Source organism: Spirosoma sp. KCTC 42546, assembly GCF_006965485.1.
In the GTDB taxonomy this organism is placed as follows: domain Bacteria; phylum Bacteroidota; class Bacteroidia; order Cytophagales; family Spirosomataceae; genus Spirosoma.
In genome coordinates this window covers 4,086,385-4,111,646 of sequence record NZ_CP041360.1, presented here as the reverse complement: position 1 = coordinate 4,111,646, position 25,262 = coordinate 4,086,385, and the positions used below count along the sequence as shown (strand labels likewise).

The window sequence follows — 25,262 nt, the reverse complement described above, 5'->3', positions numbered from 1 at the left end:
TTACCTACAACTGTAAGCTACTTATTTGTATTGAGTGAAGTAGGTGAAATAAGTGGAGTGGGGCAACTAATAAACCACTTACTTACTCCACTTATTTCACCTACTTCACTCAATACACTAATTCTGTCCAATCGGTTTCACGGTTCGTTTGAGCGAATCGCTGGCATTGGTGGTTACGCGTGCCCTCGGCTGAATCGTCGAAATATGAACGCGTGTCGTATCGAGCACGGCCCGACTTCGGGTTGGAGTCAGTGGTTTGGCAGTGGTATCCGGCAAAAATAAGGAGTTATATGAATTTTGTGCGTATTGTCTTCGCTGCGATCGCCATAAACCCGCAACCGCCTGTTGATCCGTTGCATTTTGCGTGGTCGCTTTAGTATAGGCGGCAATGGCCTGTTCGTACTGCCCCAACTGTTCGTGGCAATAGCCGATGTAGGTATCAATTCGAGGAAATTGGGGCCGTAGCTCCAGAACGCGCTGATAATTAGCGAGTGCCGAATAATAATTCCGGTATTTCTGATTGATCAGCCCCATCTGAAAGTACACCTGATAATAAGTTGGTTGCAGTTTTATCGTCTGCAGATAATAGACCATGGCGCTATCGAGCTTCCCTTCTGTATGGTAGATCATTCCCCGTCCATAATAGAGCTTGGGATTGTTAGGGAAGTAACGCAAGGCCTGTTCATTGTAAACCAGAGCTGAATTCAGATCACCCAACGTTCGGTAAACGGATGCCAGTTGATTATAGGTCTCCAGATAGCGCGGCTTTAGTCGTAATGACTGCTCATACAGTACGAGTGCCTGCGCGGTATCGCCCTGGCGAGCGGCCATAAGTCCGTTGAAAAAATAAGCTTCTCCGTCGTAAGGAGCCATTTGCAGGGCCTTGGCAACATACAGTTTTGCTTTATCGAACTGGTTTTGCTGTTGGAGTAAATCACCTTCCAGCGTATACAACTCCGGGGTATCGACACCTAGAATTTCAGCACGCTGAGCATTTTGAAGTGCTTTGTCCGGTTGCTGCAACGCCCGTAAAATTTGGGCACGGGTTAGGTAGAACGACCCGATATTGTCATTGCGATTGATCGCTTCATCAATATCAGCCAATGCATCGCTTACACGCCCCATAGCCAGTAGAATAACAGCTCGTTTGGCATAGGCCGACGACGAGGAGGACTGATTAATTGCCCGGGTCAAGGCACGCAATGCTCCTTCCGTCCGGCTGCTGTCATCCGACTTGGGGAAATCAGGAATATGTGCCGTTTGCCGATTATCGTCACTACAGGCGAACAATAAGAGTAAAAGAACGTAAGAATAAAAGAGCGAAAAAAGCTGACGCCAGTTTTTCACTCTTTCATTCTTACGTTCTTTTACTCTTTTGCTCTTTCGCTCTTTCATAGTGTTGACGCGAACCGATAAAATACCCCCAAAGGTAGCCGTTTTTGGGCCTGGTCGTCAACGACTAATTCGCCCCATTCTGTACCCTCAATAGTGCCAAACAAGGGCTGCATCAGATTGTCCAGAATGAGCGATGAGAACCCCAGAGAATAGAGATTGATGATAAAGAAAAAATCGGAACGGTCGAGCAGATCGGCACAGGATTTAAGCAGATCATTGATCTGTTCTTCAAGCACCCATTTTTCGCCATCGGGTCCGCGGCCATAAGCTGGCGGATCAAGGATAATACCATTGTAGTGATTTCCCCTACGAACCTCCCGCCGAACAAACTTCACCGCATCCTCTACTACCCAGCGGATGTTATCCAGCTCGCTGTAGTCCATATTTTCACGTGCCCAGCTAATGACGGGTTTTACGGCATCAACGTGGGTTACGTCGGCCCCGGCCTGACGAGCGGCCAGCGATGCCCCACCTGTATACGCAAACAGGTTCAGCACTTTGGGTCGAGCAACGTTAGCCTTTAGTGCCGTTACTTTCTTATGGATATAAGCCCAGTTATCGGCCTGTTCGGGAAACAGTCCAACGTGCTTGAAGGTTGTCAGCGCAAGTTTAAATTTCAGACTTAATCCCTCCTGGCGGAAAGACACGAACCAGGGATCTCGCATCTCGGGTTTGGTTTGCCAGTCACCCCGTTCCGGCGATTGGCGGTCACGGCGAAAGCTGGCATGAGCCTGACGTTCCCATTCCTGATCAGATAGTGATTTATCCCAAATAGCCTGCGGTTCGGGTCGGGCCAGAATAAAATCGCCGAACCGTTCCAGCTTCTGAAAATTTCCAGAGTCGATCAGTTCATATTCCGGCCAGGGTGCGGGCGTAATTACTTGAATAGCTGCCATATGTTATTTTCAGTAAAGCGTGTAATGAGTGGATTAGGTGCAGTAGTTAATCTGACTAAACTTACTTCACTCACTTCACGATTTACTATGCACTCATTGACTGTCCCATTTTTAGAATTAACTCAAATTCATCGGATCGAACGGGCATGACCGATAAACGGGATTGTCTGATAAGGCTGAGATTTGCCAATAATGGCTCGGCTTTTATCTGAGTCAGTGAGACCGGAATTTCTAACGCCATTACAGGCTCTAATTCAATGACAACCCAGCGTACATCATCAGGTGAAGTTGGATCAGGATAGGCCTCTTTAACCACCTTTGCCAGTCCAACAACACCAATGTTCTTGACACTATGGTAAAACAGCACCTGATCGCCCAGTTGCATGGCTTTCAGGTTATTCCGGGCCTGGTAGTTACGAACGCCATCCCAGACAGCACGCCCCTGTTCAATAAAATGATGCCACCCGTATACATCGGGTTCGGACTTTACAAGCCAGTAATTCATGGTAATTTCGTGCAGAAAGTGAAATAGGTGGAGTGAGTACAGTACGTGTAGGATATACCTATTCCACTCATTACACTTACTCCACCTACTTCACTACCGATCAATAATAATCGTCGTGTTCGTGGCTGTTGCCGAAGGGGGAGCCATATTCATCAATATCATCATCCGCAAAACGCGAGCCAGCGCTTTTAAACGACAACGCTTTCCGGAGAATCATAATCTGGCCAGTGTGGTACATATCGTGGTTGATAATGCCATGCAGCATGTCATAATATGTATAATCCCGACCCGGAACAATATCTTCCAGGAACTCATCATCGTCTCGTTTGTCGAGTTCGTTAATAAGTTCTTCCTGGCTCAGGCTCAGTTCCATTTCGAGGGCTTCCCACTCGAAATCATCAATTTTATCGGGAAGGGCACCAAAATTTTTGTCAGGAGTCGTAATATCAAACGTCTCATCGCCCTGCATCTTTTTAACACAGAATATTCGCCAGCTGGTCATGTGAAAGACGAGTTCGGCAATACTGTGCGTATTCGGTGCAATCCGCTGTCCGGCCATATCGGGCGTAACGCCCCGCAACACATCAACTACCGATGGGCCATGCCAGGCTTCCTCGCCTTCATATGTCGTATTCAGAAGGTCAATGATGCGGATCAGTTCGTCGTTTGGTACCATAGTTCAATGAATGGTTGAGTGATTAAATGCAAAAGATAGAGCCGTACGTAGGCTACTTATCGTCACAAATAGAGCCTCTACCCATGGAATCTGTTTATTGGTTAAATTTTGTTAGTTGGCTTGCTCAGATTACGTTCTGCTGGCTTCCTCGCGTTCACGTTAATTTGTAACTCAGGTTGAGTACGGTGTTCACAAGCAGCCTGCCTCTATCTGATTGCATCAGCAAAGGTAGCCAATATTGATGGCCTTCCGAAAAAAACCAATCAAACACACGATCAACATTGCCTAATTCATGTATGAAGATCAATAAATAAGAACCGCGACTAGAGTGGCATGTTTTATGTACGCAACTAATTAAGAATTTTTGTCGATACAAAGTGACTCCATGCAAAAAGTAAAGACTCAAGGGATGAAGAATTAGATTTATGATTCCATTTAGTACAACACGTCTGCTTTTCCCTTGCCTACTATGGGTATCTTTCTGTTATGGTCAGGTAGATAAACCACTACGGTATCGCACGGAAGTGGGTACTTATTTCGCCACATCCGGTCAAACCCCATTCTGGCTCCGGGCCAATCAATACGGCATTGTTCCGAAAGATCAGGCATTTCTGACCCTTAGGCAGGGATTACGGGTTGATTATCATGATAGCCCCAAAACGAAACTCGATAGCCTTCGGGCTGCCAATCGACGAATTGACTGGGGATGGGGTGCCGAAGCCGTACTGAATGCAGGCTATGCGTACAAGTTACTGATTCCGGAAGCCTATGTAAAAGTGAAGTTTGGCAAAAGTCTGGAAGTCTGGGCGGGTCGCCGTCGGGAACTCATCGGCCTGGTCGACTCTACCCTCACATCGGGCTCTTATGCCTGGTCCGGGAATACCCTGCCGATGGCGAAAATCCAGCTTGCCGTTACTGACTATCTACCCCGGAACGGATTATTCGGCTTCAAAGGGTTTTACGCACATGGCTGGTTTGAGGAGGAACGCTTTATCAATAATGTAATGCTTCACCAGAAAGCGCTTTATGGCCGATTTGGGCGGCCTCATTGGCGGTTGAAGCTTTTTGCTGGCATTAACCATGAAGTAATGTGGGGAGGTAACACAGAACGATTACCTGGTTCAGTTATAAAAAATAATCAATTACCGAATCAGTTTAGTGATTATGTCAATGTGGTAACTGCTACTACGCTGGGGAACCGCACTGATATCGATACAAATCGGGTTAGTGAGTTCGACCGGAAGAATCGTATTGGAAATCATCTGGGAACGGTCGATCTAGCCTTTGAGTACACAGGCCGTTCATTTTCAATCTTTGCCTATCGGCAAAATATCTACGAAGATGGATCGCTCTTCCACTTCACAAACCTTCAGGACGGTTTAAATGGGCTCCGCATCCGTAATCGCAGGCCCCCTAATCCCAATGGCCTGCAGGTTCAGAACATTCTGCTGGAGTACCTCTACACGGAAAGTCAGGGAGGAGATTTGTTTTTAGAAACGGATGCCCAGCGGGGGCGCGACAATTATTTCAATCATTCGCAGTATCAGGATGGGTGGTCACGCTATGGCCTGACCATGGGAACCCCGTTTATCAGCCCAACGGTTGACAGTCGAAGTAATTTACCCAGGTATGCGTTCACCAATAACAACCGGGTATCCGTAATGCACCTGGGTCTTTCTGGACAGGTACTCGATTTCTTTCGGTTTCAACTGAAAGCCTCCTACAGTGAAAATCTGGGCACCTATGAGATACCATTTGATAAACCGGTTCGTCAATTTTCGTCTGTACTTTCGGTTTCGGCTCCACTCGCTATCCTCAATGGGGTAACGGCCAATGCGTCTGTTGCCACCGATATTGGTGACCTCTACGACAATAGTATGGGCTTTTTTATCGGGATTCGGAAGGAAGGCCAGAGTAAACGCCGGAAACCGGTTGACCCAGAATAAGAATTTCGCTGATCGACCAGCAATGGCTATTTGCGTTTTCGCTGCCAGTTTCCCTTCTCCGGTTGCGGACGGAATATATGCACATCGAGGAGTGCATAAGGGCGGGCCAGATACTCCCGAACAAGTGTGCGAAGGGAATAACCGTCTGGTACGTCCTGAGCAGCAAATGCAATGGCTTCCATACCCTCATGGTTTCCGATGTAGAGGGCACGGGCATTGTGGAAATTTTGAGAGATAATCGTAATCTTTTCCTGGTTGAACTCGTCCTTGCATCGGACCACCGAATCGAAGGTCCGGAAACCTGCATAATCCAGTTGCATAACTGACGCAGGCACGCCGAGTTTGACCAGGGCCCGTTGCATATCTACCGGTTCATTGTAATATTCAGAGTCGTTGTTACCGCTTAAAATGAGGTACTTCACTTTTCCCTCTTTCCAAAGTCGGGCGGTAGCCTCCATCCGATATCGAAAGAACAGGTTTTCTTTACCCGTACGCACAAACTTACTCGTACCTAACACCAATCCGAAATCATTGGCAGGCAACTCATTGATATCAAAATAAATCTGGTCTTTCGTATTATAAACAACCCACCAGTTACTTAGCAACACAGCCATTGCCCCAGTAAACAGGAAACCAATCAGCACTTTGATCACACGCTTGGCTACACGAACACCAGCCGCTTCGCGGTGTATATCGTCGCTGTAGTCAGTAGCCAAGGTCGTGTTCATCTATTACAAACTAAAATGCGGATTCTCAATGACGCCAATCAGATTCCCAAAGGGATCACGGATGGAAGCAACTTTGATCTCATCCCCCACATCCTGTATATCAGCATGGGGTGTAGCACCCAAAGCCAGTAAGTGCTGCATGCTATCCTCAATGTTGGAAACACCCCAATACGTTAGTGTACTTCCCTCAACAAGCTGTGCATTGGGATCAAGACCCAGTTCATAGCCGCCAATATTAAAACCAACATAGAAGGGCTGATCGAAATACGGGGCAATACCAAACGCCTTCGTGTACCACTCTTTGGTTTCGCTAAGATTGGGAGCAGCATAAATTACCGTCCGTAATCCTAAAAATTTCGTATCTGCCATTGCTAAACGTAATCTATTAGGTGGTATTCGGTTTACGGTTTTTGGTTTACGGTAGGCTGACGCAAGAATAGTTTAGTTCATGCGTCAGCCTACCGTAAACCAAAAACCGAATACCTTATGAAAACAAGCCCAACTGCACTGGTTCTTTCTCATCGGTCTCAGCGGTTCCAGCGTCAATCGACTCAAGGAGTGGCGCGACTTTCACGGCCTCTTTGACGATCTTAGGTGCCAGGAGTTTAACCTCTTTAACTTTGGCGAACGGCAATTTATTACCCAACGCCTTCCAGCCCCGAACATCAATAAACCCTTCTGGCTCCAGAATCATCTTTTCCAGCGGTCCCCGGTCTTTTACCTGATGAATGACCTCAATGCGTGGGTGTCGATCAGCAGTAATGGTCAGTGACTTCGACCCTTTGGTATCACCAATAAAACTGAATTTCTTATCCAGCGTGCTCGTTTCAACCTTAAATCGTTTTACGTACCAGGCTTTCTGATTCGCTTCGTAATACACCGCCGACAGTACCGTTTCAGGGTCAAACTTTATGAGAATACTTATATCATTCGGTTCGTAACGGTTCGTAAGGTCAAAACTGGTCAGTTCGTACTGGCCATCTTTGTAGACGACCAGAATACTGTCTTTTGCATCGAAATTCCCCAGCAACTTACCCCGTTCGTCGCGGTTGAGTCGACCCAGGTGCTCATCGTACCAGATATCAACTCCGCCGAGGGTAGAAACACCGCCCGTTTTCTGGGTGATTTTCCGAACCGGATACTTGGTCAGAATATTACCCTGAGCCGAGCGATTCTTAATCCCGACCGAAGCAAAGTCATAATCGAACTGCTTGATCTTCGCCGAACTTTGTGCTGTCAGGTTAATGGTTATCACTTCGGCTTCCCCATTATCGTTCGCACTAAAATACGTTACTTTCGATTTGGGATTTCCCATCGTCAAGTCATACTCGCGGTCGCGGGTAACGCCAGTCACGGGGAATCGCTTGGCCATCGAAATGCCCGATTTCCCATCCAGGTAAATCAGGTTATAAATCTTGCGTTCGTCGTTTTTCTTGAATACCGACACATGTACAATATCCTTGCCGACAAATACCTTATCCTGAATTTTCGTGACCATGCATTTGCCATCACGCCGAAATACGATGATATCGTCGATGTCGGAGCAATCACAAACGTATTCTTCTTTCTTCAATCCGTACCCAATAAATCCACCTTCCCGGTCAACGTATAGTTTCTGATTGGCGGCTGCTACCACGCTGGCGGCAATCGTGTTAAAGGCCCGAATTTCCGTTTTTCGCTCCCGGCCTTTGCCGTACTTCTTCTGCAGATCCTTGTAATAGTTAATGGCGTAGCGGGTGATGTTAGCCAGGTTATCTTCCGTTTCGGCTAATTCCTGCTCCAGTCGACGCATTAACTCCTCCGCTTTGAATCCATCGTATTTTGAAATCCGCTTAATTTTGATCTCGGTCAAACGGATCAGATCATCCTGCGTAATAGCCCTGTAAAATTGCTTTTTAAACGGTTTGAGTGCTTTGTCGATGGTTTCCAGCACCGCTTCAAAGGTCTCGCACTCCTCAATTTTTCGGTAAATGCGGTTCTCTATAAAAATCTTTTCGAGCGAGCTGTACAGCAACCGTTCCATTAACTCACTACGCCGTATTTCCAGCTCGCGTTGCAGCAACTGAACGGTTTGGTGGGTATTGACCCGGAGAATGTCCGTTACGCTAACAAAATGGGGTTTGTCGCCAATGATCACGCAGGCATTGGGTGAAATAGACACCTCACAATCTGTAAAGGCGTAGAGTGCATCAATGGACACATCAGGCGAAACACCCGGCTGTAGGTGAACCAGAATCTCAACATCCTTCGCTGTGTTATCAACTACAGCTGCCACGTTTCGGCTCGGGGCTTTAATCCGAATTTTACCCAGCTCAGCTGCCTTAACAATCGAGTCGATCAACTGCGAGGTTGTGATCCCATAGGGCACATCTCGGATAGCCAGGATTTTTTTATCGATTTCTTCAATTTTAGCCCGCACCCGCACCTTACCCCCTCGGTGTCCGTCATTGTAATTGCTAACATCAATATGCCCTCCCGTCTGAAAATCGGGAAAGAGCGATACGGGTTTGTCTTTCAGAATCTGAATGGAAGCATCAATCAGTTCATTGAAGTTGTGAGGCAGGATTTTGGTCGACAGACCAACCGCAATGCCCTCAACGCCCTGAGCCAGCAACAAGGGAAACTTTACGGGTAGTGTAACCGGTTCGCGTTTACGTCCATCGTAAGATAGTTGCCACTCGGTCGTTTTATCATTGTAAATGGCATCCTGCGCAAACTTCGACAGTCGCACTTCAATATATCGTGGGGCTGCTGCTCCGTCGCCAGTGCGCACATCTCCCCAGCTCCCCTGGGTATCAAAGAGGAGTTCCTTCTGACCAATGTTGACGAGGGCTTCGCCAATGGACGCATCGCCATGGGGGTGGAACTGCATCGTCTGACCAATTACATTGGCCACTTTATTAAACCGCCCATCGTCCATTTCTTTCAGGGCATGCAGAATCCGGCGCTGAACGGGTTTCAACCCATCTTCAACGGCAGGAACGGCCCGCTCAAGAATAACGTAAGATGCGTAATCGAGAAAGTAGTTTTCGTACAATCCTGACACAACGGTCTGATCATGCAGGACTTCATTGGTAGGTTCAGTGAGTGGTTGTTCCGGCAGAGGACCGTCGGTCAGCTCGGTTCCATCGGCAGATGGAAATCCTTCTGGTTGCTGGCTATCGTCCTCAATCGGCTGTTCATTTTCTTCGTTTGTCATTGACTTGCTTCAGGAACTGTTCCAGTGGATAAGTACGCAAATTAACCGAACGATTCACTACTCGTTCGGCTCCTTAAATATACAAAAAAAACTTGAAAAAACGGGCATAGTAGCCATTAAAAGGCTAATCCCGCAAAATAAGTTTAGTGTCCATCTCAATAACCCCGTCCCAGTTCCACGGCAGTTTCAACGGGCTTACCAGCCAGAAAAAGCGCTAGATTTCGGAGGAACTGATCGACCTTTCCAGCATCTTCATTGGGCTGCCCACCGCCCGTATGCTGAGTGAGAACCACATTCGGCAGTGTCCAGAGCGGGTTATCAGCAGGAAGGGGTTCGGTTGCCGTGACATCAAGTACAGCCCCCCCCAGATGGCCCGACTGTAGCGCGCTTATCAGGGCTGGCTCGTCGGTAGTACTGCCTCTGCCCACATTTGCGTATAGACTACCGGGCTTCATTGCGGTGATCAGATCGGCAGAGAAAAAACCGGTTGCAGTACCGGGCAGGCAATTGACAACAATATCAATCTTTGGCAGGAGCGCTTTGAGTTCATCGGCCGTGTGTAAATCGGCTTGCGGATCGGTACGGGCCAGCATGTACAGCTCGCACTGAAAACCGGTTAGCATCTGGCGCACGGACTGACCAATGGTTCCGGTTCCCAGAATAACCACTCGCTTCTTCCACAACAAATTGGTGCGGGCCCGAATGGGAGCACCCACCCATTCAGAGCGAGCTTGCAGTAGTGTCAATTCAGGTATACACCGATAGACCGCCAGAATGCCGGCCACCATTGTTTCGGCACAGGGGAGTGCAAAATAGTTACCCATGTTGGCGATGGTGGCCGTAAGCTGAACCGATTTATACCCATCGAACCCTGCGGAGTCCAACTGCCAGAATTTTAGATTGGGTAAGGCCTTGGCAAACCAGGCCGCCGGTGGATTACCCATGATGAGGTTTGCCGACTGCAAGGCCGCTTCCTGTTCGGCTTTAGGGAGCTCATCCCGATATACAATGGTTATTGGTTCCGCTCCAGCAAATTGGTCGGAAGAAAGTTGCTGTTGAAGTTCCGCTTTAAGCGTATCGTTGAGGTTGGAATTGACAAAGAGTTGCATAATGTTTAAACGCAATGAGCGCAAAGGACATCGCAAAGAACGCAAAGAATTTATAGCCTTGCGACCTTGGCGATGTCCTTTGCGCTCTTTGTGTTTAAATAAATTCTTACTTCCAGCCTTTTAACTTCGCCAGCAGCCAATTGGTCATTTTCTCGGTTTCTTCAGGGTATGTCCAGTGTCCAGTGTCGATAAACGATATATCCAGCGTTTTCTGGCCAGGGATCACATTGTAAGCAGCGTACATCGAGGTGGGCGGACAGGTTTCGTCGTTAAAGCCCCAGGCATATCGACCCGGCACGTTGACCAGCCGGGCAAAATTAACTACATCATAATAACCCGTTGTTTTAATGCGATCAGGCTTGTTATTGAATGCCAGCTCATTTCCGGTGAAGAGATGCGGCCAGCCGCCTGCCCGCCCGTTAAGGTAGCCGGTCACGTCGGCCAGAGCCGGATAGAACGCCCCCAACCACTTGATACGCGAGTCCAGGCCAGCGGTTACAATTGACAAGGCACCACCCTGACTTCCGCCCGTAACGGCCAGATTCTGCCCATCATATTGCGGCATACTCGTCAGAAAATCCACGGCTCTCACGCAGCCCAGATACACCCGCTTATAATAATACCGGTCGCGGTCATCAAGATTAGCCGATTGGTAGCCGTTAAGTGGGCCACGCGCCAGGTTTTCATACACAATTGGGTCCATAGTAACAGGCACTCCGTGAATACCTACTTCGAGGGTTATAAACCCCTTCTCCGCTTCGGCAATCATGCCGTTATAGGGCCTTACTCCCGCCCCTGGTACCCGTAAAATAGCTGGGTATTTCCCCTCTTTCTTCGGTACACACAAAATTCCGTAGAAGCGGGAGTTGTTAATGTTCTGTAGATTCAGGTGGTACACGTTGGTAAGTTCGGTGCATCGTTCGGGTAAGAGCGTCAGGCGGGCATCTATGGGCACCTTGGCTAAATCGGCCTTTGCATTGTCCCAAAAGGCCTTAAAATCGGTGGGGTTTGCTACGGTAGGCTGGATTGTTTGTGGTTCAAAACCAGCCGTTGTGAGCCCCCGGTACTCCTTTCCATCCAGTTCAACGGTAGCAATGCACCGCAGGAAGCCCCCAGTTTTCATCGAACCGCCCTCTAGTGCCAGCGTCCCATCTTTCAGTGTGACGGTTTCTTTTTTAGTTGGCTCCATTTTCTCCGGGCCGACTTCGTAGCGCAGTTTTGCCCCACGTAACAGCACATTACTCTTGTAAACCGAAATCGTAAATTTGACGGGTTCACCAATTTTATAGAGCCAGTCGGCATGGTCGGGAGTGACAATCACTTTTACGAGCCGCTCAACAGGTTGAGCCAGCGCGTTTGTAAACCAAATGACCAGTAAACCGGGAAGAAATAGTTTTTTCATGGAATGTAGCGCGAAGGATTTTCGATCATTCACATAAAGCAACTTCTACGGGAATTATAACCAGCCCGATTCTATCAAAAACATAATCAGGCAACCCGCATGGGCGTTTGTTCGTTTCGCCAGACGGGCTGCATATTGACAACGCACCGGATCAACAGCGTTAATGGAAAAATCACATCGAAACCGCCTGGTATCTTCGATAACGCCATGCCAAGCAGGAGCAGAACAGCTGTAGCACCAAAATAACGTGTCCGGCGCTGGGCAGTAGCTGTTGAACGGGTAGCCCAGTAAATCAAGGGTAAGTGTAAGGGCATCAGGTACAACAGGGTTGGATTCCAACCCGTAACACCGTCATCCCGTATCATCCATAGTACGAACAAAAACCAACCCAGAAACCCAGAAACCCCAAACAGGAGCCGATCAAACCAGCGATCAACTTTGCCGGCTACAACGTATCGCCGGATGGTAAATAGGGCAACCAGAAGGCCCAATACGGTAAACACCACGTCGGGATCTAAATACAGGGGCACTTGCTGCCGAAAGGTTTTTTGAGCCGCAAATATAGTCTGTTCGCTTTGCACCAACGGAATCGACTGTCCATTTGCCTGGCGAACTGTAGCGTGGGCAAACTGGTCGTGCACCTGGTCGGGCAGGTACATGGCTAGCCAACCGTCGGTCTGTTCATTAGCTGGCCAGCCAATGGCAAGATTCATTCCTAATTGATACCAGGGCTTTTCATTCAGATAATCGTTCATCAGATCGCGGTACGATTTACCGGTCATCAGCGAACGGGATGGAATTGTTAAGCTATCCCCACAAACATCGGCAATCATGTCGCGAGGGCGAGTGGAGCAATTATCGTAGTAGAATTTATACCTATACTCCCGGTTCTGGGGCAAATAGTTCTTTTCCAGAGCCACGAACAGTCGTTGCCGCTGTATAGGCGACAGGTTCAACTGCTGCTCCCGGACACTGCGGTTGGTCTGCTGATAATAATAAATGACCTGATATAGATTATGAACCGTCAGAAAATAGGGCAGCGTACCTCGCAAAAATTTAAGGATAAAATAGTCGGCCCGATAATCAAAGCCACCGTAACTATAATCCCGATCCATACCCAGCATCGGATCAACAAGTCGGATCTCCGTATGCCCAAACGCCGACGATATATCATCATCCCCCGATCCATACGTGATCAAACTAACCCGTGCGGCCGGGGAGAGCGTTTGACTGAATGATGAATGATGGCTGATGACTGATGAATAAAAAACAAGGAGTAAGCAAATGAACCATTTTTTGCTCCCCTGCTCCCTGCCCCGAGCCCCGAGCCCCGAGCCCCGCGCTACCTGCTCTCTATTCGTCGTCATCCTCTTCATCAACATTATTGTCATACACTCGTTTGGCCTTGGCTCGAACCGGTTCTTTTCCCTGAACACAGATGACTAGTTCGCCTTTAATCGTTTTTTGGGCAAAATACGCAATAAGTTCGGACAATGGCCCGCGCTGATTTTCCTCGAATAATTTGGTGAGTTCGCGGGAGACGCTGGCTGGTCGGTCAGCACCGAACAGATCAGCAAATTGCTGAAGGGTTTTCAGCAGACGATGGGGCGATTCGTAGAAAACCATCGTACGCTCCTCCCCTGCCAGTTCGGCCAGCCGCGTTTGACGGCCTTTTTTATGGGGTAAAAATCCCTCGAAGGTAAAACGGTCATTGGGTAATCCTGAATTAACCAGCGCCGGCACGAATGCCGTAGGGCCTGGCAAACATTCAACGGGAATATCGTTTTTAATGCACTCCCGGACAAGCAAAAAACCAGGATCCGAGATGCCCGGTGTGCCCGCATCCGACACGAGTGCGAGTGTTTTCCCCTCTTTCAACTGGCTCACCAATCGTTGTACGGTTTGGTGTTCGTTAAAAATATGGTAGCTATGAAGTGGCTTACTGATGTTCAGGTGGCGTAATAACACACCCGATGTACGGGTATCTTCAGCCAGAATGGCATCAACGCTTTGCAAAATTTTAATGGCTCGTAGCGTGATGTCGTCAAGATTACCGATAGGAGTCGGCACGAGGTACAATTTCATGCCGCAAGATAGTTTACAGTTTTCAGTTTACGGTTTGAGGTTTATGGTTGGCCGACGCATCACCAACCTTATGCGTCAGCCAACCATAAACCTCAAACCGTAAACTGAAACTATAGTTTATCAATCGCTGCTGCCAGTTTGCGATCTTTATCGGTCACGATATTCCCCGCATCATGCGTGGAGAGCTTGATTGTGATTTGATTATACACATTTGACCACCAGGGATGATGGTTCATTTTTTCAGCAAGAAGTGCCACGCGGGTCATAAACGCAAAGGCTTCGCTAAAATCAGCGAACTGAAAATCACGAGTGAGTTGATTATCCTGTTCCTGCCACATAGGGTATAAAGTTAGTAGTTTATGCTCCTGTAAGAACCGCTTTGCCCGCTGACTGTTTTGAAAAAAAGATTGGCTTCTCGTCCTCTTAAACCTATTCCATCAAGATGAACCTTAAGCGCTCCTAACCCCTACCTTCTGACAGCCTGACCAGCTATTTTAAAAGGCAAACGAACTTGTGAGTAACAAGTAATGAAACAAAAAACGCTGACCCTACCAGTGCCAGCGTTTAGATACCCCTTTTTCCAGCCGTTCTCATCGGCATGGTAACAAATTAGATTTAGATATTATCAATTGGTAACTTATTGATTATACGGTTCCATTTCCTCATCATCTAATCGCTCAACTAACCAGATCTCATTACGGCAAGTTGATTGATGAGTACAAGTAATTACGGTGGGGGCGTACAGCCGTCGTCTGCTTCGATGGCGGCTGTTTTTATCACCAATGACCTACTAATTAATCAATTGCCTTACCAACCCTTCCGTTGTTCAAAAAAAACGCCGACTCTAGTAGAGTCAGCGTTTCCTGTTCTCAAATTCTAATCATTGCACAAACCATTTGCTGGATTGCACTCCACCAAATTCAGATACGCTTACTGCTGAACAAGCGTTGCAGTGTACGTCGCGGTTACTGTTTAAATTAGACACTGTTGTTGATTTAGTTCTTATGCCAGCTCCTGAAAACTCCTTTTTTAACGGGTAATGGCTGGTTTATCTGGCAATGCTTCGCTTAACTTTTCATACACGATTCGAAGCCGCTCCTCGATCTGCGGATCTTTCGATTCGAAATAGAATCGGTTCTCATTAAAGTTGGCAATGACCCTGATTGTTGTCCAATCGAGGGTTGGGTCCTTCTCCGATAGTACTTCCTTTATTCGTTCAATAAGCTTGTCGCTGGCATACCTGTTAAACTGACTTATCATCTCTTCTGGGTCTACCATGTTGATCTATGTTGAATTCAGTTCTATTGAGAAGCTCTTAACGTTCTCAAATCTACCTCTTCCTGAACCATTACCAACCGAAATCAGGAGAATTAGTAGTTACATAAACCCGCATACGGCAGCAATTGAGTACAATTTGTAGCTGGAAAGCACATTGCATTAAAATGTTGAGCCGTCCTAACCACTTAAGCCTAAAAGCTTTGTTTGTTTCAATTCAACAAGGATTGATATTGATCCAATAAAGCAGGGTTCTCCAATGGCGGGGAAGCAGACCATGGTATACTACCTCTGTAGCTGTAAGCGTCTTTATATACTCCTTGAGAAGAGTTTGACTGACTGGTTTATTGAGCATGCTGGCAAGGAGTTCTCTACTCCACGTATCGCCCAAAAGCTTGCCAATCAGTAATAAAAAGTCACAATAAAGTAACAGAATTGGCTACCAGGACCAACCCATCCAGGCGAAGGCCTATTTGGTGAAGTATTTCGGTAAATTTGTCGAATGAAACTCACCTGGACATTTTACCCTAAAGGAGAGCAATCCATAACGCTCACAGTCATTTATTTACCCAAGCTGGATACAATTCAGCAGGCAGGTGTTCTGGATCAGGATACGAATGTGGCTTTTGTGAACTGGCGAAGCTTTCAGGTCTTCAATACAGGGGATGTTAAAGACAAACGCGCCTTATTCAATTCACTGACAACCCTGGATTCACTTGCCAGGGAACAAGGCTGGAGTGAAACCGCAGTGAAAGGCTGGTTAAGCGAACCTGGCTGATGGTCTTGTTACTCAGCTCAATCAGCCTAAAGGTTTAAATTTAGAAAAGCTGTCAAGACCATTTGAAGTCATAAGGGCGAACCAAATAAGGACTCACCTAGATTATATACCAAAATTAGCTATAAATATAACTTATGTTACCTCATATTTAATATTCATCCTAAGAAAATTCTTTTTGTAATCTAAATACCATAACAGTATAATTTTTTATTAATTTTAAGCCCTACGGAAATTGAACGTTTGATAGCTTAAATGATGCATTTGTAAGCTCAACTAACCTACTAAAAGCGATCTTCAATTCACTGTCTGGTTAGTAATCATGATCTCTTTTACTAGTGTCAAAGCACATATTGCCAATATAATCACAGTTGTATTTCCCCCTAAAAAATGGTATGAAGCGGCATACTTAGCGTCCGGTATACTTGCGTTTTTGCGTCCACACGAAAAATATAAGTATAAAAACACACTCGCCATGAGTCGTGCAGGCAAGTTAAATGGCTTATTAGCCATAATGACTCGTAAGGGCAAACCTTTTCCGATTCCTGTTCTCGCTCAAGGATTAGAGTTGTTTCTTAAACAAAGACCTAATGGGTTGATTCTTTGTTCAACCCATATCCCTCTTTCGAAAGTAGCTTTACGTTACTTAATAGAGCAAGGCTTCACACCAACCGTCGCCATAGCCGGTAATCCAGGTGTAATCGATTCTATTGCTGTTTGGGGGAGTATCGAAAAGATACCGGCCATTCGTACAGGGCCTTTTGTCTTGCAGAAATCCAAATCGGTACTGCAACAAGGAGGGACCGTTGTTGTCCTGGTTGATAAGTTCCTGGGTGGACCTTATTCACCCAATATTTTCATTTTGGGCGAGAAACTTAGCAGCGATATTATTTTTTTTAATGCGGCATTGCAAAAAGATGGGACTATAGTAGTTAATTTCCAGGAATCAGAATGGAATGGCAGTGCTTGTAAAATTCGGGTACACCAACAGATGAATGAACTCTACCAGTTTACAACTGCTCTCCTTAAACATTATGGTAACTCTTACTATCTCAAGGCTCCATTAGAAGTAGAAGTACAACTACAAAAAAAAAATCCTATAATTAATTCAAGTTGCGAGATATAGGCTTTGCAAGCCACTTGGGTAATTTTAGAGTATCTCACGCTCTAAACCACTTACAAGATGACTGACAAAACCATTGCAATTTACTGTCGCTTCGGCGCTCCGATTCTTCGATGACCTCTTCAAAGTAATGGGACCAAAAAATGACCCACATTGTAAACTCAATGATGCTGAAGTGGCCACTATCGCCATTATGGCAGCCATTTCCTTTTATGGCAATCAAGCCGCTGCCTGCGGGTACATGCAAAAGCACTATGGCATGAGAATACTCGACAAGTCTGGCTTCAATCGGCGACTACATAGGCTCCAGGCCACGCTCTTCGCCATCTTCCGCGCACTGGGTGCCAGTCTTAAAGAACTCAACACCAGTGTTCGTTATATGATCGAATCATTTCCGGTTGCTGTCTGTCGAAACTGTCGTATACCCGTCTGTAAACTCTTGAAAGGCAAGGCTTATCACGGCTATAATGAGGCTAAAAAAGAGTACCGCGCGGATTTCCATGGTTTATGCAAGCACTGGCTTATAATTTTTGTCATATTTTTGACCCCGCGCCACCACCGAGCAGACCCGATGGATGAGCTTATTGCGTACCGCGTTCAAGACAAGCATTTTATTCTTGCCCTCCCTAACCTTGCGCTGACAGTAATCTCGTAGCTCGCCCTCCATGCGGATGGCAGACATAGCTCCCAGATGAAAAACTGATTTCAAGCGTAATCGAGCATGTTGACTCACGCGAGTTTTGCCTCGGACGCTGCTACCAGATCGGTATTCAAAAGGGGCGACACCAGCATGGCAAGCTAATTTCTTGGCATTGTTGATTGCCTTGAACTCGTCGGTTGCTACTAATACTTCGGTTGCACTGGCACTGCCAACACCAGGGATAGAAGTAATCAAACCAAAGAGTTCTTTGAGCCGATCATCACCTTGAATGAGTTCATCAATCTGTTTATCAACCGCTTCCAGATCAGCGTTAATTGCTTTGAGGGAAGCCTGACAGTTTTTAGTGAGTTGCTTTTGAAGGGATGACTCGACAAAACCAGCTTGTTCGGTCAGAGGCTGTTGAAGTTGCTGGCGAACGCCTATAAGCCGTTGACGCATAGCACTTAAAGCAGCTATCTTCTGCATCACTGGGCGGGCAGGTTGCCAAAGACGAGTCTGATCGCGAAAGCGAAAGGCATATTCAGCGATGCGCTGGGCGTCTATTGTGTCGTTCTTGCCCCGCTGCAGACCGCCTGCTTTTTTGATTTGCAAAGAAGACTCTAACCAAATGGGAAAAGAAAGTTTATGAAGACAGGCTAACAGATGAGCGGTGTAAATCCCTGTCTGCTCCATACAGCACACCGTTTGCGTAACCTTAAAATTGGGTAGGGTTTTGATGAATTTGATAGCTGCTTTGATCCCCGTTTCCGTGTTTTCTGACTGCGTCTGTAAAACAATGTGCTTTCCATCAAAGACAGCCCAATCGAGTGTTGCTTTGGAAATATCAATGCCAATGAAATAGGAAATGTCCATGCCTATTGCGAGTTTAGAAGTGCAATAAGTGGCTTGCCCAACTGCTCAAACCCTTGCTAATGGGGCTTTCCCCCGAATTTCCATGGCTCCGGCCACCCGGTTGAGCTTTTGGCAAGTAAAGACAGGGCGGGGCCTGAATCCGCGCATAGAGATGGTACTCTGCGGCCCCTTAGGGAAACCCGCCCTGTTTACTTATCGGCAAGCTATTCCAATCTTGGAATCTTACCAAAGGCCAAACCTAAAGGGCGGCCCCGTTCTATGGCTTTAAAGTCCAGGTCATTACCACAGTTGACAAGCAGCCAGTCGATTACTTTATCACTGCTGGCAGCTTTCATGACAGTACAGCCTTACAGGCAATGCAAGTCGATTTACCCGCCGGTAGTGAACTCTATGGCGATAGTGGCTACACTGACTACGAGCAAGAGGATTTTTATGCCGAGTGTGACCAAATCTACCTCAAGATTCACCGAAAAAAGAACAGCTTACGGCCTGATGAAGCTTGGGATGTGTTTCTCAAGAAGCACTTTGGCAAGCCGATAGAGAACGTTTTTAGCCAGATCACCAATCTATTTCCGCGTAAGATTCATGCCGTCACTGCCGAAGGCTTTTTACTGAAATTATTTTTGTTCCTCTTGGCCTTCACCATCAATGGATGTTTGGAGGAATGACTATCTCACAACTTAAATTAATATATATCTGCCTGAATTATACACCTAGTTACCTAGCTTTATGTCGATTAACTTTAACTGACTTTTTATTCCTCAAGCCAATTCACTATGACTGTTAATTACGCTTCCTTTTTAATGTCCGCTCCGGTTCATAGGCTGGGGGCAGGATTTCGGCGACCGAAAGCAGATGGCAGGGTCAACCATTTCGCCCGCCCATCCACCTGGTATAGCCCCTGCCTGATGGGACTCTTCTGGTTGCTGCTAGGGTTGCCCCAATCTACCCAAGCCCAGAACTTTGTCTGGGCTAAAGGAATGGGTGGCACCAGTAATGATGAAGGCTCCTCGGTGGCGGTGGATGGGTTGGGCAATGTCTACACAACGGGTTCGTTTAATGGTACGGCTGATTTTGATCCCGGCCCAGGGGTAGTTAACCTGACTTCGGCGGGGGAGAGTGACATCTTTGTAAGCAAGCTCGATGCGAACGGCAACTTCGTCTGGGCTAAACGTATGGGTGGCAGTGATGTTGATGCCGGCACCTCAGTGGCGGTGGATGGGTTGGGCAATGTTTACACAACGGGCTTATTTAATGGTACGGCTGATTTTGATCCCGGTCAGCAGGTTACCAATCTGATCTCGGCCGGGGGGAGTAACATGTTTTTGTGCAAACTCGATGAGGTGGGTAACTTCGTCTGGGCTAAAGGAATGGGTGGCACCAGTGGTGATGCCGGTACCTCGGTGGCGGTGGATGGGTCGGGCAATGTCTACACAACGGGTTCGTTTAATGGTACGGCTGATTTTGATCCCGGCCCAGGGGTAGTTAACCTGACTTCGGCGGGGGGAAGTGACATCTTTGTAAGCAAGCTCGATACAGACGGTAACTTCGTCTGGGCTAAACGTATGGGTGGCAGTGATGTTGATGCCGGTACCTCGGTGGCGGTGGATGGGTCGGACAATGTCTACACAACGGGCTCGTTTAATGGTACGGCCGATTTTGATCCCGGCCCAGGGGTAGTTAACCTGACTTCGACGGGGGAGAGTAACGTTTTTGTGAGCAAGCTCGACGCAGACGGTAACTTCGTCTGGGCTAAAGGTATGGGCGGCACTAATGCTGATGCCAGCGCTTCGGTAGCTGTGGATGGGTTGGGCAATGTCTATACCACCGGTTATTTTGTAGATACGGCTGATTTTGATCCCGGCGAGCAGGTAACCAATCTGATCTCGGCCGGGGGGAGTAACATGTTTTTGTGCAAACTCGATGAGGTGGGTAACTTCGTCTGGGCTAAAGGAATGGGTGGCACCAGTGGTGATGCCGGTACCTCGGTGGCGGTGGATGGGTCGGGCAATGTCTACACAACGGGTTCGTTTAATGGTACGGCTGATTTTGATCCCGGCCCAGGGGTAGTTAACCTGACTTCGGCGGGGGAGAGTGACATCTTTGTGAGCAAGCTCGATGCGAACGGCAACTTCGTCTGGGCTAAACGTATGGGTGGCAGTGATGTTGATGCCGGCACCTCAGTGGCGGTGGATGGGTTGGGCAATGTTTACACAACGGGCTTATTTAATGGTACGGCTGATTTTGATCCCGGTCAGCAGGTTACCAACCTAACTTCAGAGGACGGAGGTAATATCTTTGTAAGCAAATTAAGCCCCCTACAACTGAGAACGTCGGCTAGCACCAATCCGGTTTGTGCGGGGACTACGACAGCCTTATCGGTGACAGCTTCGGTCGGCACGGCATCCTACTCCTATACTTGGGCGGCCCCAGCGGGCATCACCTTGTCAGCTACCTCCACCAGCGTGGTCTCGGCTAGTATTGGGATGGGCTTGAGTGGAGTGCAAACCTTTACCGTTACAGTAGCACCTTCGGACGCTTCACCCAGCATTACCACCCTAGTGAGTGTAACGGTGAATGCAGCTCCCATAGCCAGCATCAGTCCGGCCGCCCTCACGGTTTGTGAAGGTGCAATCGTTTCGTTGACCGCTTCGGGTGGCAGTGTTTATCAGTGGAACAGTGGACAAACCACAGCGATAATCAGTGTGACCTCCACAGGAACCTATTCGGTGAGCGTCTCTGGAACGACTGGCCCAGTAGGTCAAACTGGTGTTTCTGGGGGACAGGTAGTAGCCGTAGAGGGTTGTTTTGCGACTGCTTCGACTACTGTTACGGTCAACCCTGCTCCGTCTGTGAGCATTACCCCCAGCTCTACTACACTGACTAATGCCAGCCCTCCGGTCAGCCTGACTGCGGTGGGAAGCGGTACTTATCTTTGGTCCAACGGGGCAACTACGCAGGTCATCTCGGCCACTGCCAGTGGCACTTACTCGGTCACTCTCACTAATGCCAGCGGCTGTAAGGCCAGTGCCAGCGTGCCCGTCATCGGCTCCGATTTAACCATTAATTTGGACTTACCCCAGGCTAACTTCGCCAGTTCAGGTAGTATTGAAAATTTCGTGGTCAATATCTTCGAATTGGCTGGGCTGCCCACCTCTTCGGGCAATATCAGGATTACCATCACTGCACCGGTTGGCTACACTCTCGCTTTTGATATGGGTCTGACCAGTATAAATGTGTCGGGCGGAGAACACAATCCGGTTACCGTCAATAATGCACAGTGGATGGTGAGTCAATCTGTGGCCAATCGGCAGTTGAGCTTGACGATGAACTCAGGCGCTTTTATCAGTGGTGGTGGCGCATCGAGTTTAGGTTTCAGCATCACCCGGACGGTTGCGAACTCGGGCAGTGTTGGGAATATTACTGTGAATGTGGCGGATGATTTGACGGTGGGTTATGATAGCAACCTGATCAACAATGTTTACGCCCGTGTCATCAGTGGATTGTAGAGGAATGGAACAGGGGCGGCTTGGTGAATCGTCCCAGCCATTGAAGATAATGGTTTAACCCAGGCCTAGACGGTTCAGTTTCCAGACAACTACTTCGTCACCTGGTCGTAATGATTTCAACGGTTCCTCCGGTTGGGGCCGCTCTTTACAGGCTCCACTGAATTTCTCTTGATAGACTTTCTCGCAGTCAGGGGCCTGGAGTATATGAGTTAAATGTATAGATGATGATCGAGCGTCGCGGCTCTGGCGTAGCCGATTTTCATTTACTGTTCGTATTCATTGATAAAAAACAGGGCGGCTTCCGCAGGTGAGATTTGGTAATACTGGCAAATATCCATAAGCCAATTTTTCGCTTTATCTAGCCAAACAGGAAGGGTCTATGAGGCATTGTCTACGTCCAATAAAACGTTTGGTTTACAATTTGGAGCTGCTACATTTGACTGGACATTAAGTTAAGGACGATCTAACTTAGTAGACCATGAAATCAAGGAGACAGTACGACCGCACGGGCGGCCCCGGAAGAATTCAAGAAGATGGCCGTGGAGCTTTCAGAGGCAAAAGGTTCTTTAAAAGCAACCGCTGAAGAGTTAGGCATTACCCCACAAATTCTAACCCGATGGCGCAGAGAACGAGTGGTGACTCCAGGTACTCCAGCCGTTAGCCGGGCCCAGGTAAGCCAAGAGCAACAAGAAATAATACGCCTGAAAAAGGAGCTTAAACAGGCCGAGTTAGATCGGATCGCCGAAGCGACGCGATATCTTAAAAAAGGCGGTCGGCATCTTCTCCAGGAGCGACGGGAAATATTCAGATTTATAAAAGCTCACCAACGTGAGTTTCCCGTTGAGACCGGTCCGCCGGTGCGGATATGTAAAGTCCTACTGGTGAGCCGTAGTAGCTATTATTATTGGCTAGCCCAACGACCCACCAAACGGGCAAGTGAAAATGAAGCTATCACTCAATTAATCAGCAGCTTATTCACAAGCCAGTAAAGGGCGGTATGGTAGTCCAAAAATCACGCGAGATCTGAAGGCTCAGGGCGTAAACGTATCCCGTCCCCGGGTGGCCAGACTCATGAAGCAGGCTAATCTGAAAAGTGTCATTCAGAAGAAGTATGTGATCACCACTACGGATTCAAAGCACACTTACCCCGTAGCCGAAAACCATTTGAACCGCCAATTCAATCCGGTAAAACCGGGCCAGGCCTGGGTTTCTGATCTGACCGCACGGGCGGCCCCGTTATATTCGTACGGGTGAAGGCTGGCTCTACCTGACTATGATTATGGATTTGTATGATCGGAAAGTGATTGGCTGGGCTTTGAGTAAGTCAATGAAGGCGTCAGAAACGACCATTCCAGCTTGGCAGATGGCCCTTAAAAACCGGCCTATTGAGCGGGACTTAATCTTTCATCGCTCCGGCGCCCCGGTCTGATCGAGGAGTGCAGTATGCTTGTCATGCCTTTACAAAACTGTTGAAAAAACACCCACTGGTTGTACAAAGCATGAGCGGGAAAGGTAACTGTTGAGACAATGCGGTGGCCGAAAGCTTTCGCTTCGGCGATCCGATTCAAGAGCCTCAAGTCGGAGTTGGTTTATCAGCAGGATTTTCAAACGCAAGCCATGGCTAAACAGGCTGTTTTTGAATATATTGAAGTCTGCGGGGCCGCCCGTGCGGTATAACCGTCAACGGAGGCATTCGGCGTTAGGCTATCTTTCCCCTTTTGACTATTATAATGGGCAACTGCAAAATGTTGCTTAAAAACTTGTCCAGTGGTTTGTTGCAAGTCTAAAATCCTCAAGATCGCCATAGTGGAACCCGCATCGGCACAGAATGATAAACACGTCGGCCACCTGCTGCATGCTTTGGTTCTCAAATGTGTGGGCCCGCAGCTGCTCAAACTGCTCCAGGGATAGAAAGACGAGATCGTCCCACTCGGGACCTTTAATCCGCCTTCCCTCCCGTGGATTCGAGTCGGCTAACTTGTGCAGCTTGGCCCAGATCAGCACGTTCTTAATCGTCTGAGTTTGCTTAATTATGTAGGAATCGGCGTGGCCGATCTGGCCCACACCCAGCGGCACCTGCTTCATACAGCGACGAAACTTTTTAACCCACACAAGGTCAAAGTCTTCGATGAGTAAATCCGTGGCTTTCTCACTGATCAGAAAGTCAGTGAGCTTCTTGCGCACGTTGTCATAAACGCCCAGGGTGGTTTTCTCCAGATCCCGATCGGTATCAGCTGCACTGTCTTTAAGGTACATTTGAAAGGCATCCAGTGGGGTATATTGGGTGTTTTCTCCCAAAAAGGCCCGGCGAACTTTAGCGGCCGTTATTTTTTCCTTCTTTCGGAATAAATCATTGAACGTTGCCCGGAGCTGGTTGCGCATAATGTCCAGCTGTTCGTTTTTAAAAAAGGCTTCGGGGTCCTGACTGGTAATTTGTTTTTGATCTTCGTCCCAGTAGTCATGATAGGTCATAATGCCGGTGCTGCCCAGGTCGACCCGCTCCCCTCCTACGGATATGCGACAATAGATTTGAATTTTCCCCGCCTAGCGACTCTTACGTCGCCAAAAGCTAATCTCCATTCGTTTAATTTTCATAGCGCTGTGTGTTTAGTACAGCGCGGGTGTGGACAATTTTTGTAACCAGTTGTGACCTTAACCTGAGTGGCCGGTAGCCACCTTACTTAAAGGTACAAATCAATATATTTACATTAGCAAACGGTATAATTATATAATTTAAAAAGGTGATAAAATTTCATGGGTGCGTCACCAGTTGTTGTGGTGCGTCACCAGATTTGATACTAGACTGTAGAAAATAGTCCATACCGCAAAAAAAGAACAAAAAAAAAGCCCGAAACGGGTTCGTTCCGGGCACCTGGTCACTTTCAAACGTACTATGCAGAGAGGAAGAGATTCGAACTCTCGATACGGTTACCCGCATACACACTTTCCAGGCGTGCTCCTTCAACCACTCGGACACCTCTCTAAAAACGAAGTCAGCAAGTAGGTTTGCTGACTTCCGGCAGAGAGCGAGGGATTCGAACCCCCGGTACCCTTGCGAGTACTTCTGATTTCGAATCAGACCCATTCGACCACTCTGGCAGCTCTCTTTGGTATTTGGTCGTCCGA

The 25,262-nt window shown here is 47.7% G+C and carries 21 protein-coding genes, 2 tRNA genes and 1 pseudogene; 6 read left to right on the top strand and 18 right to left on the bottom strand.

Translation table 11 applies throughout. The features are described 5' to 3' along the window. Window positions 1–117: 117 nt before the first annotated feature. The 4 genes from EXU85_RS16775 to EXU85_RS16760 all read right to left on the bottom strand — a co-directional run bounded on the left by EXU85_RS16775 (window position 118) and on the right by EXU85_RS16760 (window position 3,472). Entirely contained in the window at window positions 118–1,290 is a 1,173-nt protein-coding gene (locus tag EXU85_RS16775) for a tetratricopeptide repeat protein (protein ID WP_371732048.1), read from the bottom strand. Window positions 1,291–1,391: 101 nt separating this feature from the next. Then, window positions 1,392–2,291: a class I SAM-dependent methyltransferase gene (locus tag EXU85_RS16770; protein ID WP_142773186.1), complete on the bottom strand. Its 900-nt coding sequence runs from the start codon at window positions 2,289–2,291 to the stop codon at window positions 1,392–1,394. 85 nt (window positions 2,292–2,376) lie between these two features. Beyond that, entirely contained in the window at window positions 2,377–2,796 is a 420-nt protein-coding gene (locus EXU85_RS16765) for an EVE domain-containing protein (protein WP_142773185.1), read from the bottom strand. Between the two features lie 100 nt (window positions 2,797–2,896). Continuing rightward, a complete protein-coding gene (locus EXU85_RS16760; RefSeq protein ID WP_142773184.1) occupies window positions 2,897–3,472 on the bottom strand; it encodes a DinB family protein in 576 nt (191 codons plus the stop codon). Window positions 3,473–3,897: 425 nt separating this feature from the next. On the opposite strand from EXU85_RS16760, the gene EXU85_RS16755 reads away from it, so the two are divergent. After that, complete coding sequence (locus tag EXU85_RS16755; RefSeq protein WP_142773183.1) at window positions 3,898–5,418, top strand: capsule assembly Wzi family protein; 1,521 nt, start codon at window positions 3,898–3,900, stop codon at window positions 5,416–5,418. A gap of 26 nt (window positions 5,419–5,444) precedes the next feature. On the opposite strand, the gene EXU85_RS16750 is transcribed toward EXU85_RS16755, so the two are convergent. The 9 genes from EXU85_RS16750 to EXU85_RS16710 form a co-directional block, all read right to left on the bottom strand. Beyond that, window positions 5,445–6,146, bottom strand: coding sequence for a vancomycin high temperature exclusion protein (locus EXU85_RS16750; protein WP_142773182.1), 702 nt, complete (start codon window positions 6,144–6,146; stop codon window positions 5,445–5,447). Between the two features lie 3 nt (window positions 6,147–6,149). Continuing rightward, complete coding sequence (locus EXU85_RS16745) at window positions 6,150–6,515, bottom strand: VOC family protein (protein ID WP_142773181.1); 366 nt, start codon at window positions 6,513–6,515, stop codon at window positions 6,150–6,152. Between the two features lie 115 nt (window positions 6,516–6,630). Continuing rightward, window positions 6,631–9,345, bottom strand: a complete 2,715-nt coding sequence (locus tag EXU85_RS16740; RefSeq protein ID WP_142773180.1) for a DNA gyrase/topoisomerase IV subunit A — start codon at window positions 9,343–9,345, stop codon at window positions 6,631–6,633. A gap of 155 nt (window positions 9,346–9,500) precedes the next feature. Beyond that, window positions 9,501–10,454, bottom strand: coding sequence for a D-2-hydroxyacid dehydrogenase (locus EXU85_RS16735; RefSeq protein WP_142773179.1), 954 nt, complete (start codon window positions 10,452–10,454; stop codon window positions 9,501–9,503). Window positions 10,455–10,560: 106 nt separating this feature from the next. Beyond that, window positions 10,561–11,856, bottom strand: a complete 1,296-nt coding sequence (locus tag EXU85_RS16730) for an acetylxylan esterase (protein WP_142773178.1) — start codon at window positions 11,854–11,856, stop codon at window positions 10,561–10,563. 86 nt (window positions 11,857–11,942) lie between these two features. Further along, window positions 11,943–13,223 carry a DUF4105 domain-containing protein gene (locus tag EXU85_RS16725; protein WP_142773177.1) on the bottom strand — a complete coding sequence of 427 codons (1,281 nt, stop codon included), beginning with the start codon at window positions 13,221–13,223 and terminating at the stop codon, window positions 11,943–11,945. Next, window positions 13,210–13,941, bottom strand: coding sequence for a 16S rRNA (cytidine(1402)-2'-O)-methyltransferase (rsmI, locus tag EXU85_RS16720; protein WP_142773176.1), 732 nt, complete (start codon window positions 13,939–13,941; stop codon window positions 13,210–13,212). Before rsmI ends, EXU85_RS16725 begins: the two co-directional genes overlap by 14 nt. Window positions 13,942–14,051: 110 nt before the next feature. Beyond that, window positions 14,052–14,279 carry a 4a-hydroxytetrahydrobiopterin dehydratase gene (locus tag EXU85_RS16715; protein ID WP_142773175.1) on the bottom strand — a complete coding sequence of 76 codons (228 nt, stop codon included), beginning with the start codon at window positions 14,277–14,279 and terminating at the stop codon, window positions 14,052–14,054. A gap of 691 nt (window positions 14,280–14,970) precedes the next feature. Then, window positions 14,971–15,219 carry a hypothetical protein gene (locus EXU85_RS16710; protein ID WP_142773174.1) on the bottom strand — a complete coding sequence of 83 codons (249 nt, stop codon included), beginning with the start codon at window positions 15,217–15,219 and terminating at the stop codon, window positions 14,971–14,973. A gap of 499 nt (window positions 15,220–15,718) precedes the next feature. Here EXU85_RS16710 and EXU85_RS16705 point away from each other — a divergent pair, with 499 nt between their 5' ends. Next, complete coding sequence (locus EXU85_RS16705; RefSeq protein ID WP_210422471.1) at window positions 15,719–15,994, top strand: hypothetical protein; 276 nt, start codon at window positions 15,719–15,721, stop codon at window positions 15,992–15,994. A gap of 319 nt (window positions 15,995–16,313) precedes the next feature. Further along, complete coding sequence (locus tag EXU85_RS16700) at window positions 16,314–17,117, top strand: hypothetical protein (RefSeq protein ID WP_142773173.1); 804 nt, start codon at window positions 16,314–16,316, stop codon at window positions 17,115–17,117. A gap of 502 nt (window positions 17,118–17,619) precedes the next feature. Here the strand turns inward: EXU85_RS16700 and EXU85_RS16695 are convergent. Beyond that, complete coding sequence (locus EXU85_RS16695) at window positions 17,620–18,627, bottom strand: IS110 family transposase (RefSeq protein WP_142773172.1); 1,008 nt, start codon at window positions 18,625–18,627, stop codon at window positions 17,620–17,622. A gap of 278 nt (window positions 18,628–18,905) precedes the next feature. Here EXU85_RS16695 and EXU85_RS16690 point away from each other — a divergent pair, with 278 nt between their 5' ends. Further along, window positions 18,906–19,295, top strand: coding sequence for a hypothetical protein (locus tag EXU85_RS16690; protein ID WP_142773171.1), 390 nt, complete (start codon window positions 18,906–18,908; stop codon window positions 19,293–19,295). A 108-nt stretch (window positions 19,296–19,403) separates the two neighbouring features. Then, window positions 19,404–22,136 (top strand): SBBP repeat-containing protein, encoded by a 2,733-nt coding sequence (locus EXU85_RS16685; protein ID WP_142773170.1) that lies wholly within the window; start codon window positions 19,404–19,406, stop codon window positions 22,134–22,136. A 54-nt stretch (window positions 22,137–22,190) separates the two neighbouring features. On the opposite strand, the gene EXU85_RS36180 is transcribed toward EXU85_RS16685, so the two are convergent. Next, window positions 22,191–22,340, bottom strand: a complete 150-nt coding sequence (locus EXU85_RS36180) for a recombinase family protein (protein WP_371732047.1) — start codon at window positions 22,338–22,340, stop codon at window positions 22,191–22,193. 317 nt (window positions 22,341–22,657) lie between these two features. On the opposite strand from EXU85_RS36180, the pseudogene EXU85_RS36175 reads away from it, so the two are divergent. Then, a pseudogene (locus EXU85_RS36175) lies at window positions 22,658–23,892 on the top strand (IS3 family transposase); the annotation flags it as partial. Here EXU85_RS36175 and EXU85_RS16660 read toward each other — a convergent pair. The 3 genes from EXU85_RS16660 to EXU85_RS16650 all read right to left on the bottom strand — a co-directional run bounded on the left by EXU85_RS16660 (window position 23,889) and on the right by EXU85_RS16650 (window position 25,243). Continuing rightward, on the bottom strand, window positions 23,889–24,626 hold the full coding sequence (locus EXU85_RS16660; protein ID WP_246859631.1) for a phage integrase SAM-like domain-containing protein: 738 nt from the start codon (window positions 24,624–24,626) through the stop codon (window positions 23,889–23,891). The pseudogene EXU85_RS36175 and the gene EXU85_RS16660 sit on opposite strands and share 4 nt — an antisense overlap. Before the next feature lie 406 nt (window positions 24,627–25,032). Beyond that, window positions 25,033–25,119 (bottom strand) — tRNA-Ser (locus tag EXU85_RS16655). Window positions 25,120–25,156: 37 nt separating this feature from the next. Next, a tRNA-Ser gene (locus tag EXU85_RS16650) sits at window positions 25,157–25,243 on the bottom strand. Window positions 25,244–25,262 lie beyond the last annotated feature (19 nt).

Bases quoted from the DNA above. Each gene is read 5' to 3' on its own strand.
- EXU85_RS16695 (WP_142773172.1), bottom strand. From the start codon at position 18,627: ATGGACATTTCCTATTTCATTGGCATTGATATTTCCAAAGCAACACTC.
- EXU85_RS16710 (WP_142773174.1), bottom strand. From the start codon at position 15,219: ATGGTAGACCCAGAAGAGATGATAAGTCAGTTTAACAGGTATGCCAGC.
- EXU85_RS16700 (WP_142773173.1), top strand. From the start codon at position 16,314: ATGATCTCTTTTACTAGTGTCAAAGCACATATTGCCAATATAATCACA.
- EXU85_RS16715 (WP_142773175.1), bottom strand. From the start codon at position 14,279: ATGTGGCAGGAACAGGATAATCAACTCACTCGTGATTTTCAGTTCGCT.
- EXU85_RS16755 (WP_142773183.1), top strand. From the start codon at position 3,898: ATGATTCCATTTAGTACAACACGTCTGCTTTTCCCTTGCCTACTATGG.
- EXU85_RS16740 (WP_142773180.1), bottom strand. From the start codon at position 9,345: ATGACAAACGAAGAAAATGAACAGCCGATTGAGGACGATAGCCAGCAA.
- EXU85_RS16760 (WP_142773184.1), bottom strand. From the start codon at position 3,472: ATGGTACCAAACGACGAACTGATCCGCATCATTGACCTTCTGAATACG.
- EXU85_RS16750 (WP_142773182.1), bottom strand. From the start codon at position 6,146: ATGAACACGACCTTGGCTACTGACTACAGCGACGATATACACCGCGAA.
- EXU85_RS16765 (WP_142773185.1), bottom strand. From the start codon at position 2,796: ATGAATTACTGGCTTGTAAAGTCCGAACCCGATGTATACGGGTGGCAT.
- EXU85_RS16685 (WP_142773170.1), top strand. From the start codon at position 19,404: ATGACTGTTAATTACGCTTCCTTTTTAATGTCCGCTCCGGTTCATAGG.
- EXU85_RS16770 (WP_142773186.1), bottom strand. From the start codon at position 2,291: ATGGCAGCTATTCAAGTAATTACGCCCGCACCCTGGCCGGAATATGAA.
- EXU85_RS16725 (WP_142773177.1), bottom strand. From the start codon at position 13,223: ATGACGACGAATAGAGAGCAGGTAGCGCGGGGCTCGGGGCTCGGGGCT.
- EXU85_RS16745 (WP_142773181.1), bottom strand. From the start codon at position 6,515: ATGGCAGATACGAAATTTTTAGGATTACGGACGGTAATTTATGCTGCT.
- EXU85_RS16735 (WP_142773179.1), bottom strand. From the start codon at position 10,454: ATGCAACTCTTTGTCAATTCCAACCTCAACGATACGCTTAAAGCGGAA.
- EXU85_RS16730 (WP_142773178.1), bottom strand. From the start codon at position 11,856: ATGAAAAAACTATTTCTTCCCGGTTTACTGGTCATTTGGTTTACAAAC.
- rsmI (WP_142773176.1), bottom strand. From the start codon at position 13,941: ATGAAATTGTACCTCGTGCCGACTCCTATCGGTAATCTTGACGACATC.
- EXU85_RS16705 (WP_210422471.1), top strand. From the start codon at position 15,719: ATGAAACTCACCTGGACATTTTACCCTAAAGGAGAGCAATCCATAACG.